Below are 16,792 nucleotides of genomic sequence, written 5' to 3'. Positions count from 1 at the left end.
TGTTGGATGCTCTTTTATTTGAGTACTGCTCTACCCTTATATAAGTTTATACCCTTTGTTAGTTAGCTTCGGCGTAGCTTTTGAAGTTGTTCAGGATTGCCTGCCAGCCTGCTCTTTGCATCTCCGAGTCATGCTGCTTCTCAGCATCGAAAGTTGTGGTAACCTTGGTGCTCCCGCCAAGGTCCTCGAATTCGGTGGTGGATTGCCTTCCGTCATCCATCGTATAGGTTATTCTCTTCTGAGGGAGGACCTCGTCGTAAGTCGCCTCGAAATCGAAACCGAAACTTCCATCCTTGGCTTCCATCCTCGCGAAGTACCTTCCGCCTTCCCTTAAATCATTTTCTGCTCTAGGGCATTGCCAATCCTCTGTGGCGAAGTTCCATCCTGTGATATGCTCCGGTCTTGTCCAGAAATCCCAGACCTTCTTTGTGTCTGCCGAGATAGTTGCCTCGACCGTAATCTTTGTTTGTTCCATGTTCTACAATAGTTGGTTGATTATCACTGTTTGATTAGTCAATTCTCCTAAAGGTATTTTCCGATACACGGGCTCTGACTTTCTTTTATGAGCCCTTTCAGGTCTCTCCAATTTTGCTGTAAACGACTCTTGGTGCTCACTTAATTGAGCAAAAGATAGGCATTCTTTTATGATCTTGTATTGAGCCTTTACCACAGATTATTCATGCCAATAGGCAACACCGGTAAGAAGGTCCATGGAGGGTGGCTTGGCCGGATTTGCTGCAAGTAATTGATGAACTGCTGAAACTAGGCACTTTTATTATTTCACCTTCTCCACCTCATAGCCTATGCCTTGTAAACGTTTCACTTGGGGGCTCGTGGTTTACTCCTTGGTAGAGGCTCTCGTGTAGATGGTTGGTTGCTTAGATGTTTTGAGAAAGGGTACTTGTTAATATCATATAAGGATTAGCTAAGATAAGCTTATTGAAGAACTTGGGTTATTGATAGTTTTATAAAGAACAAATAGGCCTTGGTAAACATTTTGTATGCACTGGCTTTCAATGTCTTATTTCTTTGCTCATGCGGATCAAAGTAGGGAAATACTAATTGGTGTGAACCCCAGGTTAAAACACTACTTCTAATGGTGAATGGGTGAATTAATAAATTTTTCTGTTCGCTGCTCTTTCTATACATCTTCTCTTACCCTAGTATTCAGTTTTTTTAAAACAGGCTTAAAATATGAAAATGTACAAAGTATTCTTGCGTGCCCTCCTGTTCGTCTCTGTTTTCACTCAAGGTGTTAACACCGCCCAGGCGCAGAATGGAGACCAGATATTGGATGGGATTGGTGAAACGGAAATGATTGCCCGTTACGTGTTTAACGGAGATCTAAAAGACTGGTCCCGAAACACGTTGCACGCCAAATTTCAGGGCACCCAAGCATCCTTTGTCAATGACAATCGGTTTGGAAAAGTCTTGTCGCTTGCCGGGGACAACAATGCTTATGTTACGATCCCAGGAGAAGCGTTAACGGATTTAGAATCGATCAGTATATCCGGTTGGGTCTATTTGCGTACGAAACAACCTGGCCAACGGTTTTTTGATTTCGGGAAGGATGCCACCAAACATTTTTTTGCGGCGCCCGCGGGCACAAAGGAACAGGAAGGCTTTCAAGCAGTGATAACAGCGGAAAAGGGTACTAAGAAAGGGGCAGTTTCTCCGGCTATAGAAGCAAATAAATGGGTTCACCTTGCCATAGTAGTGGATGTTTCCTCTAAGTCTTTGAGTACCTATGTTGATGGAAAGCCAGTGGGGCAAGCAAAGGATATCCCACGAGAGTTAACAGAAGTATTCGGTCAGAAACCACTCCTTTATATCGGGAAATCGCTGATGCCGGGAGATCCCAATCTGAATGCCTTGGTACATGATTTTCGCATCTACCGTGTTCCCCTAACGGGCAGGCAGGTTGCCGGAATCTATACCAATGCTCAGAAAGGCGGAGGCCTCAATGAAGGTTCCGTGAATACAACTGGTAAGCGTGTGGTGGATGATCTACCTAAGTTTTCTCCAGAACAGCCACAACTTTACAATTCTTACTTAGTTCAGGTATCTGATGTAGAAGTGGAAACTGAGGTTGGGAATTTGCCACGGTTACCCAGCTACGTAGAAGGAACCTACAAAAGTGAATTTAAAGGAAAAGGCCCTAAAGTGCGGGTAGTGTGGCCAGCTGATACGGATAATAGCGCTGTTCTCAAGCCCGGACGTTATACTATTACAGGGCGTGTGGCGGGAACAAATTTTCAACCCAAGGCAAATGTTACAGTAAAAGCAGCCAAGAAATCAACTGCGCCAAATGTAAAGCTGGCGGCCTTTGATTTAAGTAAAGTGTCTCTGAAAACCAACGCCAAAGGCCAACAAACCCAGTTCACTGAAAACCGCGATAAGTTTATAAACACCTTAGCCAAAACGGACCCTAACTCGTTTCTTTACATGTTCCGCCATGCCTTTGGCCAGAAGCAACCCGAAGGAGCAAAGCCTTTGGGCGTATGGGACAGTCAGGATACCAAATTAAGGGGGCATGCTACCGGCCATTACCTCACGGCCATAGCCCAAGCCTACGCCGGCACAGGATATGACAAAACACTCCAGGCCAATTTCTCCCAGAAAATGGACCAAATGGTGAATACCCTCCACGAGTTATCCCAACTATCCGGAAAGGCGAAGGAAGCAGGTGGTAAACAGGTGTCTGACCCCTCAGCGGTTCCGGTTGGTCCTGGAAAATCAACCTATGATTCAGATCTCAGTGATGAAGGAATCCGGACCGATTATTGGAATTGGGGAACCGGATACATCAGCGCGTATCCCCCAGATCAGTTTATCATGCTGGAAAACGGTGCCAAGTACGGCGGGCAGAAGAACCAGGTGTGGGCACCGTATTATACGTTGCATAAAATCTTAGCCGGCTTAATGGATGTCTATGATGTAAGCGGCAATAAAAAAGCGCTGGCCACAGCGTCGGGCATGGGCGATTGGGTATACGCCCGCTTAACCAAGGTGCCTACCGATACGCTTATAAAGATGTGGAACACCTACATTGCCGGTGAATTCGGGGGCATGAATGAGGCGATGGCCCGCCTTTACCGGATTACCGGTAAACCGAACCACCTGAAAACAGCGCAGTTATTTGACAACATCAGGGTATTCTACGGCGATACAAAGCACTCGCATGGGCTGGCCAAAAACGTAGACCTTTTTCGGGGTTTGCATGCCAACCAACATATACCACAAGTGGTGGGGAGTATAGAAACGTACCGGGCCACCAATAACCCGGAGTACTATAAAATCGCCGATAACTTCTGGTATAAGATGGTCAATGATTATATGTACAGTATTGGCGGAGTGGCCGGGGCACGCAATCCTAACAACGCAGAATGCTTTGTTGCCCAGCCGGGAACCTTGTATGAAAACGGCTTTGCGGCCGGAGGGCAGAACGAAACCTGTGCCACCTACAATATGCTAAAACTGACCAGTGACCTGTTTCTCTTTGATCAGCGGGCTGAGTTGATGGACTATTACGAGCGCGGACTGTACAACCATATTTTGGCTTCCGTCGCCGAGAATACCCCTGCCAATACCTACCACGTACCACTGAGACCTGGGTCTGTCAAACAATTCGGGAACCCTGAAATGACAGGTTTTACATGTTGCAACGGTACGGCAATTGAGAGTAGTACCAAACTGCAAAATTCCATTTACTTCAAAAGTAAAGACAACCAGGCGCTTTATGTCAATCTCTTTGTTCCCTCCACCCTGAATTGGTCAGAGCGCAAAGTTACCGTGGAGCAAACCACCAATTTTCCCAATGAAGACAACACCCGCCTGACTATCAAAGGCAGTGGAAAATTCGACCTCAATGTGCGGGTGCCAGGCTGGGCTACCAAAGGATTCTTTGTGAAAGTCAACGGCCAGGAACAAAAGCTGGAAGCGAAGCCTGGTAGTTATATGAAAATTAGCCGCAACTGGAAGAATGGCGATGTGGTAGAATTGAGAATGCCTTTCCAGTTTCACCTGGATCCGGTAATGGATCAGCAGAACATAGCCAGTCTGTTTTACGGCCCTGTTTTGCTGGCAGCCCAGGAGTCCGAGGCAAGAAAAGAATGGCGCAAAGTAACCCTGGATGCGGAAGATATAGGCAAGTCCATCAAAGGTGATCCTCGGCAGTTGCAATTCACCATTGATGATGTGGTTTATAAACCATTCTATGAAACTTATGGGCGTCATTCTGTTTACCTGGATGTAACATTGAAATAAGTCTTTAAGTCAAAAACACAATGGGGCCGTCACTTTGAGAAGTGACGGCCCCATTGTGTTTTTGACTGTTTTGTTAAACTAAAGTTGTGTAGCCCTTTGCGCTGATTTTTCTAGTAATTATGGGTACAACGAACAGGTTTCTACGATCATGAGCAGCTCAAGAACAGAGCTATTTGCCTTCTCACCTAACACCAGAGAAACCAGTGGCATTGCATCATGTTTTAATCTGTCTAGATCATTAGCTAACATGGTAAAGTTAGTTGTGCGGTTGATTGAGAATGCCAGGTTCTGGTGATATGAGTACACTTAAATTAAGTGACCATTGAATTCGGAGAAACAAAATGTAGGGCCGTTTTGTCTAATTTGGTCGCATTGTTTCTCTATATCTAGTAGAATCTAGTAGAGTTGAAAGGCAACCTGGTTCAGCAGACATTTCTTGAAAACTAAAAGAAAGATGTTAAAGTATTCAGGCAGACCAAGATTCTTGTCGCCGTTGATTGTGATATCTTCGGGTTTGATTAGGAAATTTCAACCTGCTCTGGAAAGGGCATATTGCTTTGAACTGGATAAAGAGAAGTACAGTTAGAACTTCTGTTCCTTTCTTAAATTTTTCCTAGGCCGCAGAGGCTGTTGCCCTGGATGGTAGGCAAGGTGAATGCGCAAATTAGACCTTTAGTTTTTTGAAGAACCTACATGAAGAAACGTCCTGAATATACCATCAAAGACATAGCCGCCGAGCTGGGGATGTCTATTTCTTCGGTTTCAAGGGCGTTGAATGACCATCCGCACCAAAGCGAGAGCACCAAGCAGCGCGTGCGGGAGGCAGTGGAAAAATTGAATTACCGGCATAATGCTGTGGCCGCCAGCCTGCGCAACAACCGCTCTCGCACTATCGGGTTAATCGTGCCTAAAATCTCTATGTACTTCATCTCCACGGTGATCACGGCCATCCAGAACAAGTTGCAGGAGTACGAGTACAATCTCATGGTTTGCCAGTCCAATGACTCCGTGAAACTGGAAAAGCAGTTGGTGAACGCCATGTATGCCGCCCGGGTAGAAGGATTGATTGTGTCCACCACCTTGCATACCGAGGATTTCTCTCCTTTTGATGTTTTCACCAACGCCCATACGCCCTTGCTGTTCTTTGACCGGGTACCGTTGAATTATCAGGTCCATAAAATCCAGGGCGATGATTACCAGGGCGGCTACCAGACTACCCGGCACCTCCTGGAACAAGGCGCCCGCCGGATTGCTCACATCGGTGGCCCTCTCAGTTGCAGCATTTACCGCGACCGGTTTTCGGGCTACCGAGACGCCATGGAGGAATATGGCGCCCCTCTGGAGGAGAACCTGCTGTTCTTCCATGAACTGACCAAAGAAAACACCCTGCTTGACTGTGAGGTCCTATTCAAACCCGGCAGTTTGCCAGATGCGGTTTTCGCCTGCAATGACACGGCGGCCATTGTGGTGATGGACTACGCCAAGAAACTGAAAGTGAACATTCCCGCTGAGTTGAAGGTGGCAGGGTACTCAAACGATCCCCGTTCCGAAATCATTGAACCCGCCATTACCTCGGTGGAGCAGTTCCCCTACCTGGTAGGAGAAAAGGCTGCCGCCCTGATGATGGATTTAATCCAGCAGAAAATCAAGGACGAGGATAATTACATTTCCCTTACCACGCCGGTTGAACTGAAAACCCGTCCATCTACCGGAGCTAACAGCGGCGAAGATAATGCTACGCCTCTCTACTCAGGCCAGGAGCTTGTTTTATAGGCGTTTTCCAGAAAATAACCCGAAATCAAAATCAGATGCCTTCGTTTGGAAGCATCACTTTATGTAAACGTTTCCATAATTCCCCTAAAAATTACCAACATGGGTATTGAATACGATGTGCGCTATGCCGTTAGTCCTGCAGAAACCAAAGCGATGGACACCCAGGCGCTGCGCCAGAATTTTCTGATTGAGAATCTCTTCCAAGCAGATAAACTCCACCTGACCTACAGCCACTATGACCGGTACATTGCCGGCGGCGTGATGCCCGTGAACCAAGCGGTTGCCTTAGAGACCATTGATCCCCTGAAATCAGAGTACTTTCTGGAAAGAAGGGAGATGGGCATTATCAACATTGGTGGGGCGGGCACCGTGGAAGCCGATGGCACCACCTATGAGTTGCAGCACAAAGAGGCCCTGTATTTAGGAAAAGGGGTGAAAAACGTGACGTTCCTGAGCCAGGAGACAGACCGGCCTGCCAAGTTCTACCTTAATTCAGCACCCGCGCACCAGGCGTTCCCCACCAAGAAAGTCTCCCGTCGTGAGGCCGAAGTGGTGAAGCTGGGGACCATGGAAACCGCCAACAAACGGACCATCAACAAGCTACTGATTGCCGGGGTAATCCAGACCTGCCAACTGCAGATGGGCATGACCGAACTTGAAAGCGGCAGCGTTTGGAACACTATGCCCGCGCATACCCATGATCGCCGGATGGAGGTCTATGTGTATTTCGATATCCCCGAGGGCCAGTCTGTATGCCATTTCATGGGCCAACCTCAGGAGACCCGCCATATCTGGATGCAGAATGACCAAGCTGTGATCTCTCCGCCCTGGTCTATCCACAGCGGGGCAGGCACCTCCAACTACACCTTCATCTGGGGCATGGCCGGCGAAAACCTTGACTATGGCGACATGGACGCTTGCCTCATCACTGATTTACGATAACCTGCGTTTCTATGATTCTACAGCAATTTGACCTTACTGGCAAGATAGCCTGGATTACGGGCGGAACCCATGGGTTGGGCATGGCCATGGCCAGAGCCTTGGGGCAGGCCGGAGCCACCATCGTGGTGAACGGAAACTCCTCCCAGGAAAAGGTGGACCGGGCGGTGCAGACCTACCGCGAAGAAGGAATCACAGCCTACGGGTATCTGTGCGATGTTACCAATCAGGTACAGGTCCAGGAACTGGTTTCCCAGATTGAGCGCGAAGTTGGTTTCATTGACATTCTGGTAAACAACGCCGGAATCATCAAACGCATTCCGCTCGCAGAAATGAAGCTACCCGACTGGCAGGAAGTCATCAACGTGGATCTGACGTCGCCTTTCATCGTCACCCAGGCAGTGATTGGAGGCATGATAGAGCGCCGAGGCGGCAAAATCATCAACGTCTGTTCCATGATGAGCGAACTGGGTCGGCAGAACGTGGGTGCGTACGCTGCCGCCAAAGGAGGCCTGAAGATGCTCACCAAGAACATGGCCACCGAGTGGGCTAAATTCGGGATTCAGGTGAACGGCATCGGGCCGGGTTATTTTGCCACTGAGCAGACGGCTCCGCTTCGGGTAGACGGCAATGCCTTCCATGAGTTTATTGTGAACCGCACCCCGGCCGGTAAATGGGGAGACCCCGATGAGTTGGGCGGAGCCACCGTTTTCCTTGCTTCCCGGGCCAGCAACTTCGTGAACGGCCAAATCCTGTACGTAGACGGAGGTATTCTGGCCACCATCGGGAAACCGATGGGCGAGTAGAAATCCCAATCCTGTTTTTAGGCTTGTTTTCCGAAAACCTCTTAAAAGCAGCATACCTGTTGCCCGCAACTTACAATTTCTCTGCTAACGTAAGTTGTGGAGTTCCTAAACACTCAACTGCTCCAGTTAAAGTTCCTAAGAGAAGGAGAGAGCCATAATCTGGGCTTCATGCTGGATCAAAGTAAACCATCACCTCAGAAGTACAATGGTCATATCATTTCAAATAAAGAGAATTACTTGGGCCGGGCTGTTTTTGGCAACCAGTCTGTTGGCTTCCTGCCAGAAAATGCCTGGTGCGAATACCATCACCGTAAAGAACCGCCTGGACCTGGACCGATCCTCTGAAACCATCTCCGTACCCGTTTCCCGGGTAAAAGCCTTGGTGGATCAGTTTGGGGCGGAGAATATTTTGATCAAAGACGGTGAAACCGAGCAGATCCTGGTGAGCCAGCCCCTGGACAAAGACCTGGACGGCACCATAGACGAAATCCTGTTCCAGACCGACATTAAAGCCCGGGCCACGAAGAAGTTTTATGTACAGGGAGCCACCAACGGAGCGGCCTCCCAACCCAAGAGCGAAATCAGAACCTATTCCCGGTTTGTGCCCGAACGAACCGATGACTATACCTGGGAAAATGACCGGGTAGCATTCCGGACCTACGGACCGGTGGCGCAGCAGATGGTAGAAAAGAAGGTAGCCGGAGGAACCCTGACCAGTGGGATGGATGCCTGGCTCAAGCGGGTAAGTTACTCCGTGATTGACGCCTGGTACAAAGGATATCAGACCAATCCAAACTACTACCACGTTGATCGGGGAGAAGGCTATGACCCGTACCACGTGGGACCCAGCAGAGGCATTGGCGGCATAGGCGTCTGGGAAAACGACTCCTTGTATGTCTCCAAAAACTTCATCAGCTACCGGAAAATTGCGGACGGACCCATCAGGACTTTGTTTGAGTTCACGTATGCCCCCTGGCAAGCCAACGGGAAAACCGTAACTGAGAAGAAGACCGTCAGCTTAGACCTTGGAAGCAATATGACCCGTTTTGAGGTATCCGTCAAAAGCGATAAACCACTACCCAACGTGACCGCCGGAATCACCCTGCACGACAAAAAAGGAGAAGTGAAAGGAGACCAGAAGGCCGGTTGGTTCCGTTACTGGGAACCCATGGATGACTCTTTCTTGGGAACGGGTATTGTCATGGCGCCTGCAGCGGTGCAGGCCTTTAAAGATCATCGGGTAGCCACGAAAGACATGAGTCACTTATACGTGATAGGAACTCCCAAAGAAGAGAAGATAATCTATTACGCTGGCTTTGGTTGGGTGAAAAGCGGGCAGTTTAAAACCGTGCAGGAATGGGATACCTACCTTGCTAACTTCGCAAAACGGATGGCTTCACCCTTAGAAGTCTCTTTTTAGCAAACTAAGCCAACCACGGGAAGCTTGCGGGTAGAACCAGAAAGCAGCCCAACACAGCACTTCCCTTTTAAGGGTCTTTTCCAGAAAAGATCCTCAAAAGGGAAGTGCTGTTTTATGGAAAACCTTGCTGGATTCTAGGTAAGGAAGATTCTTGATATGATTGGCCGGCCTTTTTTCTAGTAGAAGTTTATTTCAAGCGGACAATAGGAGTTTAATGAAATACCTAAGCGGATATTCTGTAAATAGAAAAGCTGTAAAAGAATAAATGTTTTTTAGACACCTATTGCATAAATGGTAAAAGGAAAGTAGTTTTATATCAAATCATCAAAGGCGGTGAGAAAACGCAGTAGCCTGCTAAGCTATTGCTAATTTTTAAAGCCTTTATGGAAACGTTTCCAGAAACTTGGATTTGAACTTATGAAAGTAACTTCTACTCACTCCCCTAAACTTCAGGTTACCGGTCAGGCGAAAGATGCTTTTGCCGTAAATCTATGGAAACGTTTCCAGCAAGGCGACAATGATGCTTTCGCGCAGTTATATCAAACTTACGTGCAGGTAATCTACAATTATGGCCGTAAGTACTCAGGCGACGAGGCTTTGTTGGAAGACTGCATCCAGGGGCTGTTCCTGGACTTATGGAAGAACCGGGAAAACCTGGCCGTACCTGCTTCGGTGAGGTTTTACCTGTATGCCTCCATCAAGCGCCGTATCCATAAAGAACTCCAGAAAAGGAAAGAACTGACGTTTGAGGATTTCTCAGAGGTAGACAAGATGTGCTCTGAAGTGAATGACTCTTTTGAGGAACTTCTAATCACGGCCCAAAGCAAGGCCCAGCAGAAAATCTCCCTCAAACAGGGCCTTCTTTCACTGCCCGTGAACCAAAGGAAAGCCATTCTGCTCAAGTTCTACAAAGACCTCAATTTTCAAGAGATCTCCGCCGCCATGGATATGAGCATTGACAATGTGTATAAGTTGGTCAGCAGAGGGCTGTTGGCCTTAAGGAAAAACGTGAAGAACCTGCAATGGGGCTAATCTGAACTCATTCCGGTAGGGGGTGAGGCCTGTTTCTTGCCTCTTTTTCTGAAAATAGTTGCAAAACGCTGTCCAATAATCGCCAAAGTATTCTCTTGGTAAGTAGAACTAAGGAAGTAAATTTGGTGGTGGATAAATTTCAGGAATATAGCCATTACTCTGCTGAAGACTTTGTGGAGGAGAGTTCCTTCTGGAACTGGGTGTTGGAGGAAGCCGGGGCAGACCATGATTTCTGGAAAGGGTTTGTAGAAGCGTATCCCGCCAAGGCGGAAGTGATAAAACAGGCCAGGGAGAAGGTATTGCAGTTAAACACCCAGGAACACAGGCTGCCCGGGGATAGGGTAGCGAATCTCTGGGCGAAAATTAACCTGTCCATGGCCTCGGAACTTCCCTCTGAGGCCAGCCCAGCTAAAGCCGGAACCAACCTGTAGCATTGCCCTCTCTGTCCAGCTTTTTCCCGGTACCCTTTGAGCAGCGTATTGCCTCATGACCAAGGTTCGGGAATAACTTCCTGCGTTCTTTATTGATATGATTTCTGTAGTTGGGGTTCTTTCCTGGAAAGGGCGCCGGTTGATTATAACTTATAACTACGCTCCGTCCTTCATGTGTGAAAACTTGGGCGGGTGCCTTGCCGGGCTTCAAAAGCCAGGGAAGGCGCCCGCTACTTTTATTAAAGGCGATCTCCTAAAATGTCTCATAAACCCAAAGGTTCTCTGTTGATGAATTCAAAGTTACTGGTTCTTGCCTGCCTTTTTCTGTCTGTTCTGGTTCTGCCTGCAAAAGCGCAAAAAAAGAAATCCCCAAAGGCCAATGATAGAATGGTTTGGCTTAACCACCTGGATAAGATCGTTCGGCCGGTGCTGTCCAATTTGGCAGAGGATCGGCTGAAGGAGAAAATGCCGGTGGCGCTTTCAAACAAAATCGATAATAAAAGCTCCCGGGAGAAGGTGTCTTACCTGGAGGCGTTTGGGCGGGTTATGAGCGGCATCGGTCCGTGGCTGAACACTGAGGGCGGATCAAAAGAAGAGGTGGCCCTTCGTAACCAATACCGGCAGTGGGCTTTGAAAGCGGTAGCCAATTCTGTGAACCCGGCTGCCAAAGATTATATGCAATGGAACGGGGGCCAGCCTTTGGTAGACGCCTCTTTTCTGGCCTTGGGCCTGGTACGCTGTCCCTGGTTATGGGAGAACCTGGAGGCCGGGGTGAAGGAGCAGGTGATCACCGCCTTCAAAACCACCCGCGGGACGGTGCCGGTATTTTCCAATTGGGTTCTGTTCACCAGCATGATAGAAACCTTCTTCTGCCAGTACGGCCTGGAGTATGACGCGGTGCGCATTGAGTACGGTGTGCGGGAGTTCGCCAACCATTGGTACGTAGGCGATGGCATGTATTCAGACGGGATGAATTTCGCGCAGGATTACTACAACAGCTATGTCATTCAGCCTTACCTGGCCACCATTGTGCGGGTAGCCAATGAGAAAAAGAAAAACTATACCTGGTACGTGCCCAACCTGCTCAAAATAACCCAACGGTACGCCGAACTCCAGGAGCGTATGATCCATACCGATGGTAGTTTCCCGGTCATCGGGCGGTCCATTACCTACAGAGGCGGGGCTTTTCATCACCTGGCGGACATGGCTTACCGTAAGCAATTGCCCGAATCGTTGAGTCCGGGACAGGTGAGGAGTGCTTTGACCGCGGTGCTGAACAAGACCATGGAAGCACCAACCACCTTTACCAAAGAAGGATGGTTGAACATCGGGTTGTACGGGCACCAACCCGATGTCGCAGATTTCTACATCACCACCGGAAGCCTATACCTGTGTGCCACCATATTTCTACCCCTGGGTTTACCGGAAACAGATACGTTCTGGGCTTCCCCAACTACTCCCTGGACGGCCGTAAAAGCCTGGAGTGGTCAGCCAGTGCCGGCAGATCACGCTCTGGAGTTAAAATAAACTCTTGGGAGGTGCTTTCAATTCTCCAGGCTTACCTTCCTATGCTTTGAAACTAGTCTGGCCCTAGGGAAAAGATTTCCGGAGCTAGGTATTGTGTTATACCGGTGCTCCGTTGTTTTTAAAGGGTTTTCCTGAAATCGGCTCAGAAATAGGGGTAATAAATATGCGCTGCATACAGCAGATGGCTTGCGGAGCACATTTATTTTGGCAAACTTCAAGGTGCAAAAGAAAAAGACAGCTATTTCAGGTGGGAGGGGCAGGCATGTTGGAGCACGGAGGAGATTGAGTATAGTAAGGCGGGAATTGAAGAATTGAGAAGCAGAATAAATCAAATTATCAGGGGGCACAAGGCAAAGCTGTCTCTATGTTTTAAAGTAATCCGACTCAGCATCCTGGTAGGGGCCTGTATCCCTTTGGCCTCCTTTTTGCCAAACCAGCCCCGAAACATCATTCGGCAGTTTGGCGTGGAGGAAGGCCTTTCTCTGGGCATTGTCACCAGCATCAGCCAGGACCAGCGGGGCCTCATGTGGTTTGCCACCGAAGACGGGCTGAACCGCTTTGATGGCTACTCCTTCAAGGTCTTCAAATATGATCCGGCCAGAAAGAACAGCTTAACCGGAAACTTCATCCGCAAGGTTTTCACTGACTCCAGGGGCATGGTCTGGGTCTCCTCTCGGCACGGGCTGAACCGTTTCAATGCCAAAGGGGAAGCCTTTGTGCATTACAGCTACAATCCCGCTTCCAAAAACTCCCTGGCAGGCGATGATATCAGTGACATCTCGGAATCAAAGGCAGGGAATCTGTGGGTAGCTTCCTATAGAGCCGGCGTCTCTTTCTACCATCGGGACAAAAACCAATTCACCGCTTACAGAAGAAAGGACCTGCCGGGCTTACCCAGCGATAAAATCCTAAGCCTATACGAAGACAGCAAAGGGTGGCTTTGGGTTGGAACCCAGGATGCCGGAGTGCATGTGTACAAGGTGAAAGAAGGGGTTGTGCTGGGCAAAGTTCCGTTTCCTGGCGGGGAGGGGTTGGCTGGGGCAAGTGTTTCCTGCATTTACGAGGACCGTTCGGGGCTTATGTGGCTGGGTTCCTCCAGGGGCCTGTACCTGTATGCCAGAGGCAAACAACACCTTTTCACTTTTCCGGGGAAAGAGTACTTCAGGAATAGCAACATCGTGCTTTCGGTTCTAGAGGACAGCAAAGGAATGTTGTGGGTGGGTCTGCAAGACGGCGGGGCGTACCAACTGGACCTCAGGCAGTTGAAAAGGAACGGTCCGGAGAAAGTCTTTTTCACGGAGGTGCAGGGAAAAGACGGCCGCCCGCTTACCCAACGTTCGGTTCAAGCCCTCTTTGAGGATAAGGACCAGAATCTGTGGGTGGGTACCTACGGCGAGGGCATTAAAATGGTAGCCAAGGAAAATGAGAAGTTTATCAAGTTCCGTATTTCCCAGGATGTTTTGGCAAAACAAGCCCCAAACGAGATCCGCTACTACGGCATCTGCACCGATAAAGAAGGAAATCTATGGCTGGGCACTGATGGCAACGGAATCTACAAATGCGACAAAACCGGCAAGGTCCTCAACCATTACGCCACTTCCCAGCCAGAGAAAGGATTAACCGACAACGCCATTCTCAGCGCCCTCCGGGACTCCAGACAAAACCTATGGTTCGGGTCTTACGCCAAAGGCTTATTCCTGTATAAAAAAGAGACCGATTCTTTCCAGAACTTCCAGCATGACCCGGCTAATAGCAGAACCTTAGGCGGGAATGACGTGCGCGCCTTGTTCGAGGACTCAAAGAAAAACCTGTGGGTGGGCACCAACGGAGGCGGTTTGAGTCTCCTGCAAGCCCAGACGCAGAGTTTTCAGACTTTCAACACTGCCAACAGCGGCATTTCTTCAAATGATGTAAGAGCCCTGGCTGAGGACAAAGCCGGAAGACTCTGGATTGGCACCTATGGAGGAGGCTTAAGTTGTTATTCCCCTGATACCAAAAGCTTCAAAAAGTATCCGTATGCCATTGGCAAGGACAGGAATCCTTCCAGCGAGGTGGTATTGGCGCTTTTCGTGGATCAGAAGCAAAACCTCTGGATCGGGACCGAGGAAGATGGTTTGTTCAGATACAACCTTTCAACCAGGAAGATACAGCAGTACCGCGAAAAAGACGGCTTAGCCAACAATACCGTTTATGCCATTCAGGCCGATGTGATGGGCCATGTCTGGGTGAGTACCAACCGGGGATTGACCAAAATAGATACCCAGACCGGAAAACTGTATAACTACGGCCTCGCCGATGGCTTGCAGAGCGGGAAGTTTAATCCAGGGTCGGTGCTGGTGAACAAAGCGGAAGGGCTTCTGGGATTTGGGGGCACCAAAGGCCTGAATCTTTTCTACCCCGGCCAGATTAAAGAGACTGTCTCTTCCCCCGAGGTGCTGATCACCGGCCTGCAACTTTTCAACAAACCGGGCAGCCCGCAAGGGCAGGAGCAACTCATTGAGGAAAACCAAACCCTTGTCTTACGGCCTGACCAGTCGGTGTTCATGATTGAGTTTGGGGCTTTGGACTATGCGCATCCGGCCAAGAACAATTATGCCTACAAGTTGGAAGGGTTTGACAAAGAATGGAACTATGTGGGGCAGCAGCGCTCGGCCACGTACCGGTACCTGAGCCCGGGTACGTACACCTTTAAAGTAAAAGCCTCTAACCAGGAGAACGCCTGGGACGATGAATTCACCTCCTTGAAAGTAGTGGTGTCGCCTCCTTTTTGGCGAACAGTCTGGGCCTATTGCCTGTATGTAATTCTGATCATCGGCTCTGTGTTTGGGGTTTACAATTTCGTGGCCCGGCAACGGAAGCTTCGGCGGAAATTGATGGTGGCAAAGGCGCAAAGTCGGAAAGAGCGCCGCATCGCCCGGGAGAGGTTGAGCTTCTTCACCGAAGTTTCGCACGAATTCAGAACCCCACTCACGTTGATGCTAGGTCCTCTGGAAGACCTGGTTAACAAGGAAACTGGTTCTGAATCGGGTAAGAAACTGAAGATGGTGTACCGAAATGCGCATAAACTGCTGGCCCTGATCAATAAGTTACTGGACTACCGGAAAGCGGAAGCGGGTAGCCTGGTGTTAAAGGTGCAGGAAGAAGACATCGTGAGCTTTGTGAAGGAGACGTACATCTCGTTCCAGGATCTCGCCCTCAAAAAACAGATCAACTACCAGTTAGAGGTGCCAGATGCCCCGGTTTTGGCTTGGTTTGACCGCGAGAAGCTGGAGATGGTCTTAAGTAACCTGCTTTCCAATGCTTTCAAATATTTAGGGCAGGGAAACAGCATTACGGTTGCGCTTACGGTTGAAAACTCCGCCCTGGGGCATGGCTTTGCCAAGGTAGAGGTGAAAGACAATGGTAGGGGCGTTCCGGTTAACCAGCAGAAACACATCTTTGACTGGTTTTTCCAGGGAGACCCTGTTACCCCCATGAGTTCGGGGTTAGGTCTGGCGCTGGCCAAAAGACTGGTGTTGCTGCACAAAGGCGACATCTACGTCCAGAGCGAGGAAGGAGCGGGTGCCACCTTTGGGTTTAACATCCCCCTTGGCAGGGAGCACATCGATGCTTCTTCTATCGTAAGCCCTGAACCAACTCCTTTGTTGCCCGACATCCAGCCGGAGGTTCCTTCCTTCCAGGACGTTTTAGGCCCAGATTCCGGAAATCACCCCAAAAAAGGCCAACGGAAACTATTAATCGTGGAGGATGAAGAAGACATCCGGAAGCTTCTGAAATACTATCTGAGCGAACAGTTCCACATCCTGGAAGCGGAAAACGGTAAAGAAGGGCTGGAACTGGCCTTGGCGCACCATCCTAACCTTATTATCAGCGACGTGAAAATGCCCGTGATGGATGGGATAGAACTGTGCCGGGAGCTGAAGTCTAACATCAAAACCAGTCATATCCCAGTGGTGCTGCTGACCGCCCGTACCGCCTTTGCCCATCATAAAGAAGGCTTGGATACTGGGGCAGATGCGTACCTGACCAAACCTTTCAGTCCTGAGCTTTTGCAGATCAAGATCAAGAACCTGCTGGAGTCTCAGGAAAAGCTGAAGAAATTTTATCTGAACCTGTTCAACATCAACAGCCCTCAACCTGAAAAGGAAACCAGTTCCCTGGACGAGCAATTCCTGAAGCGGATCTATGAAATCCTGAAAGAGAACCTGGACAACTCTGAGTTCAATGTAAACGACCTGTCGGCGGCCTTGAACATGAGCCGTTCCCTGGCTTATAAGAAAATCAAACTGCTCACCGGGGCTTCGCCGGTGGAGTACCTGCGCACCCTTCGGTTACAGGAGTCGGCCAGGCTCCTGAAGACGGGCAAGTACAAGGTGTTTGAGGTGGCGTACCAGGTAGGCTTCAATGACGATAAGTACTTCAGGCAGTGTTTCTCCAAGGAGTTTGGCTGTACCCCTTCTGAATTTGTAAAAACTGCAGATATATACTGATCCTCAGGACTGTTTTTGATAAAAATACACATATACCCCTGTTTAAATAATAGTTTGTCACCTCTGTATTGAGGAAGGTTAGTGTTCCTTTGACATAGAAAAGTACGT

General features: G+C 49.1%; 10 protein-coding genes. 9 read left to right on the top strand and 1 reads right to left on the bottom strand.

Going from position 1 to position 16,792, the window contains the following annotated elements; all coding sequences use genetic code 11:
- Window positions 1–58: 58 nt before the first annotated feature.
- Window positions 59–475 carry an SRPBCC family protein gene (locus tag EFB08_RS02510; RefSeq protein WP_123125317.1) on the bottom strand — a complete coding sequence of 139 codons (417 nt, stop codon included), beginning with the start codon at window positions 473–475 and terminating at the stop codon, window positions 59–61.
- A 725-nt stretch (window positions 476–1,200) separates the two neighbouring features.
- On the opposite strand from EFB08_RS02510, the gene EFB08_RS02500 reads away from it, so the two are divergent.
- The 9 genes from EFB08_RS02500 (at window position 1,201) to EFB08_RS02460 (ending at window position 16,684) form a co-directional block, all read left to right on the top strand.
- Window positions 1,201–4,266, top strand: coding sequence for a beta-L-arabinofuranosidase domain-containing protein (locus tag EFB08_RS02500; protein ID WP_227006180.1), 3,066 nt, complete (start codon window positions 1,201–1,203; stop codon window positions 4,264–4,266).
- Window positions 4,267–4,959: 693 nt separating this feature from the next.
- Window positions 4,960–6,039, top strand: a complete 1,080-nt coding sequence (locus tag EFB08_RS02495; protein WP_123125314.1) for a LacI family DNA-binding transcriptional regulator — start codon at window positions 4,960–4,962, stop codon at window positions 6,037–6,039.
- A gap of 99 nt (window positions 6,040–6,138) precedes the next feature.
- The gene (gene kduI / locus EFB08_RS02490; protein WP_123125313.1) at window positions 6,139–6,981 is read left to right on the top strand and encodes a 5-dehydro-4-deoxy-D-glucuronate isomerase; all 843 of its coding nucleotides are present in this window, start codon (window positions 6,139–6,141) and stop codon (window positions 6,979–6,981) included.
- Window positions 6,982–6,992: 11 nt separating this feature from the next.
- Window positions 6,993–7,784 carry a gluconate 5-dehydrogenase gene (locus EFB08_RS02485; RefSeq protein ID WP_193553954.1) on the top strand — a complete coding sequence of 264 codons (792 nt, stop codon included), beginning with the start codon at window positions 6,993–6,995 and terminating at the stop codon, window positions 7,782–7,784.
- Between the two features lie 253 nt (window positions 7,785–8,037).
- On the top strand, window positions 8,038–9,204 hold the full coding sequence (locus tag EFB08_RS02480; protein WP_165864777.1) for a DUF4861 domain-containing protein: 1,167 nt from the start codon (window positions 8,038–8,040) through the stop codon (window positions 9,202–9,204).
- A 417-nt stretch (window positions 9,205–9,621) separates the two neighbouring features.
- On the top strand, window positions 9,622–10,236 hold the full coding sequence (locus EFB08_RS02475; RefSeq protein WP_123125311.1) for an RNA polymerase sigma factor: 615 nt from the start codon (window positions 9,622–9,624) through the stop codon (window positions 10,234–10,236).
- Between the two features lie 95 nt (window positions 10,237–10,331).
- Window positions 10,332–10,667 carry a hypothetical protein gene (locus EFB08_RS02470; protein WP_123125310.1) on the top strand — a complete coding sequence of 112 codons (336 nt, stop codon included), beginning with the start codon at window positions 10,332–10,334 and terminating at the stop codon, window positions 10,665–10,667.
- Window positions 10,668–11,054: 387 nt separating this feature from the next.
- Window positions 11,055–12,194, top strand: a complete 1,140-nt coding sequence (locus tag EFB08_RS02465; protein WP_262707460.1) for a DUF2264 domain-containing protein — start codon at window positions 11,055–11,057, stop codon at window positions 12,192–12,194.
- Window positions 12,195–12,619: 425 nt separating this feature from the next.
- Window positions 12,620–16,684 (top strand): hybrid sensor histidine kinase/response regulator transcription factor, encoded by a 4,065-nt coding sequence (locus EFB08_RS02460; protein ID WP_125077629.1) that lies wholly within the window; start codon window positions 12,620–12,622, stop codon window positions 16,682–16,684.
- Window positions 16,685–16,792: the final 108 nt, after the last annotated feature.

This window comes from Rufibacter latericius, assembly GCF_003721515.1.
GTDB classification, from domain to species: Bacteria; Bacteroidota; Bacteroidia; order Cytophagales; family Hymenobacteraceae; genus Nibribacter; species Nibribacter latericius.
The sequence above is the reverse complement of the archived record's forward strand: the minus strand, read 5'-3'. Positions and strand labels throughout refer to the sequence as shown.

Excerpts from the sequence above, each read along its gene's own strand:
- EFB08_RS02510 (WP_123125317.1), bottom strand. The coding sequence starts at position 475 with ATGGAACAAACAAAGATTACGGTCGAGGCAACTATCTCGGCAGACACA.
- EFB08_RS02500 (WP_227006180.1), top strand. The coding sequence starts at position 1,201 with ATGTACAAAGTATTCTTGCGTGCCCTCCTGTTCGTCTCTGTTTTCACT.
- EFB08_RS02495 (WP_123125314.1), top strand. The coding sequence starts at position 4,960 with ATGAAGAAACGTCCTGAATATACCATCAAAGACATAGCCGCCGAGCTG.
- kduI (WP_123125313.1), top strand. The coding sequence starts at position 6,139 with ATGGGTATTGAATACGATGTGCGCTATGCCGTTAGTCCTGCAGAAACC.
- EFB08_RS02485 (WP_193553954.1), top strand. The coding sequence starts at position 6,993 with ATGATTCTACAGCAATTTGACCTTACTGGCAAGATAGCCTGGATTACG.
- EFB08_RS02475 (WP_123125311.1), top strand. The coding sequence starts at position 9,622 with ATGAAAGTAACTTCTACTCACTCCCCTAAACTTCAGGTTACCGGTCAG.
- EFB08_RS02465 (WP_262707460.1), top strand. The coding sequence starts at position 11,055 with ATGGTTTGGCTTAACCACCTGGATAAGATCGTTCGGCCGGTGCTGTCC.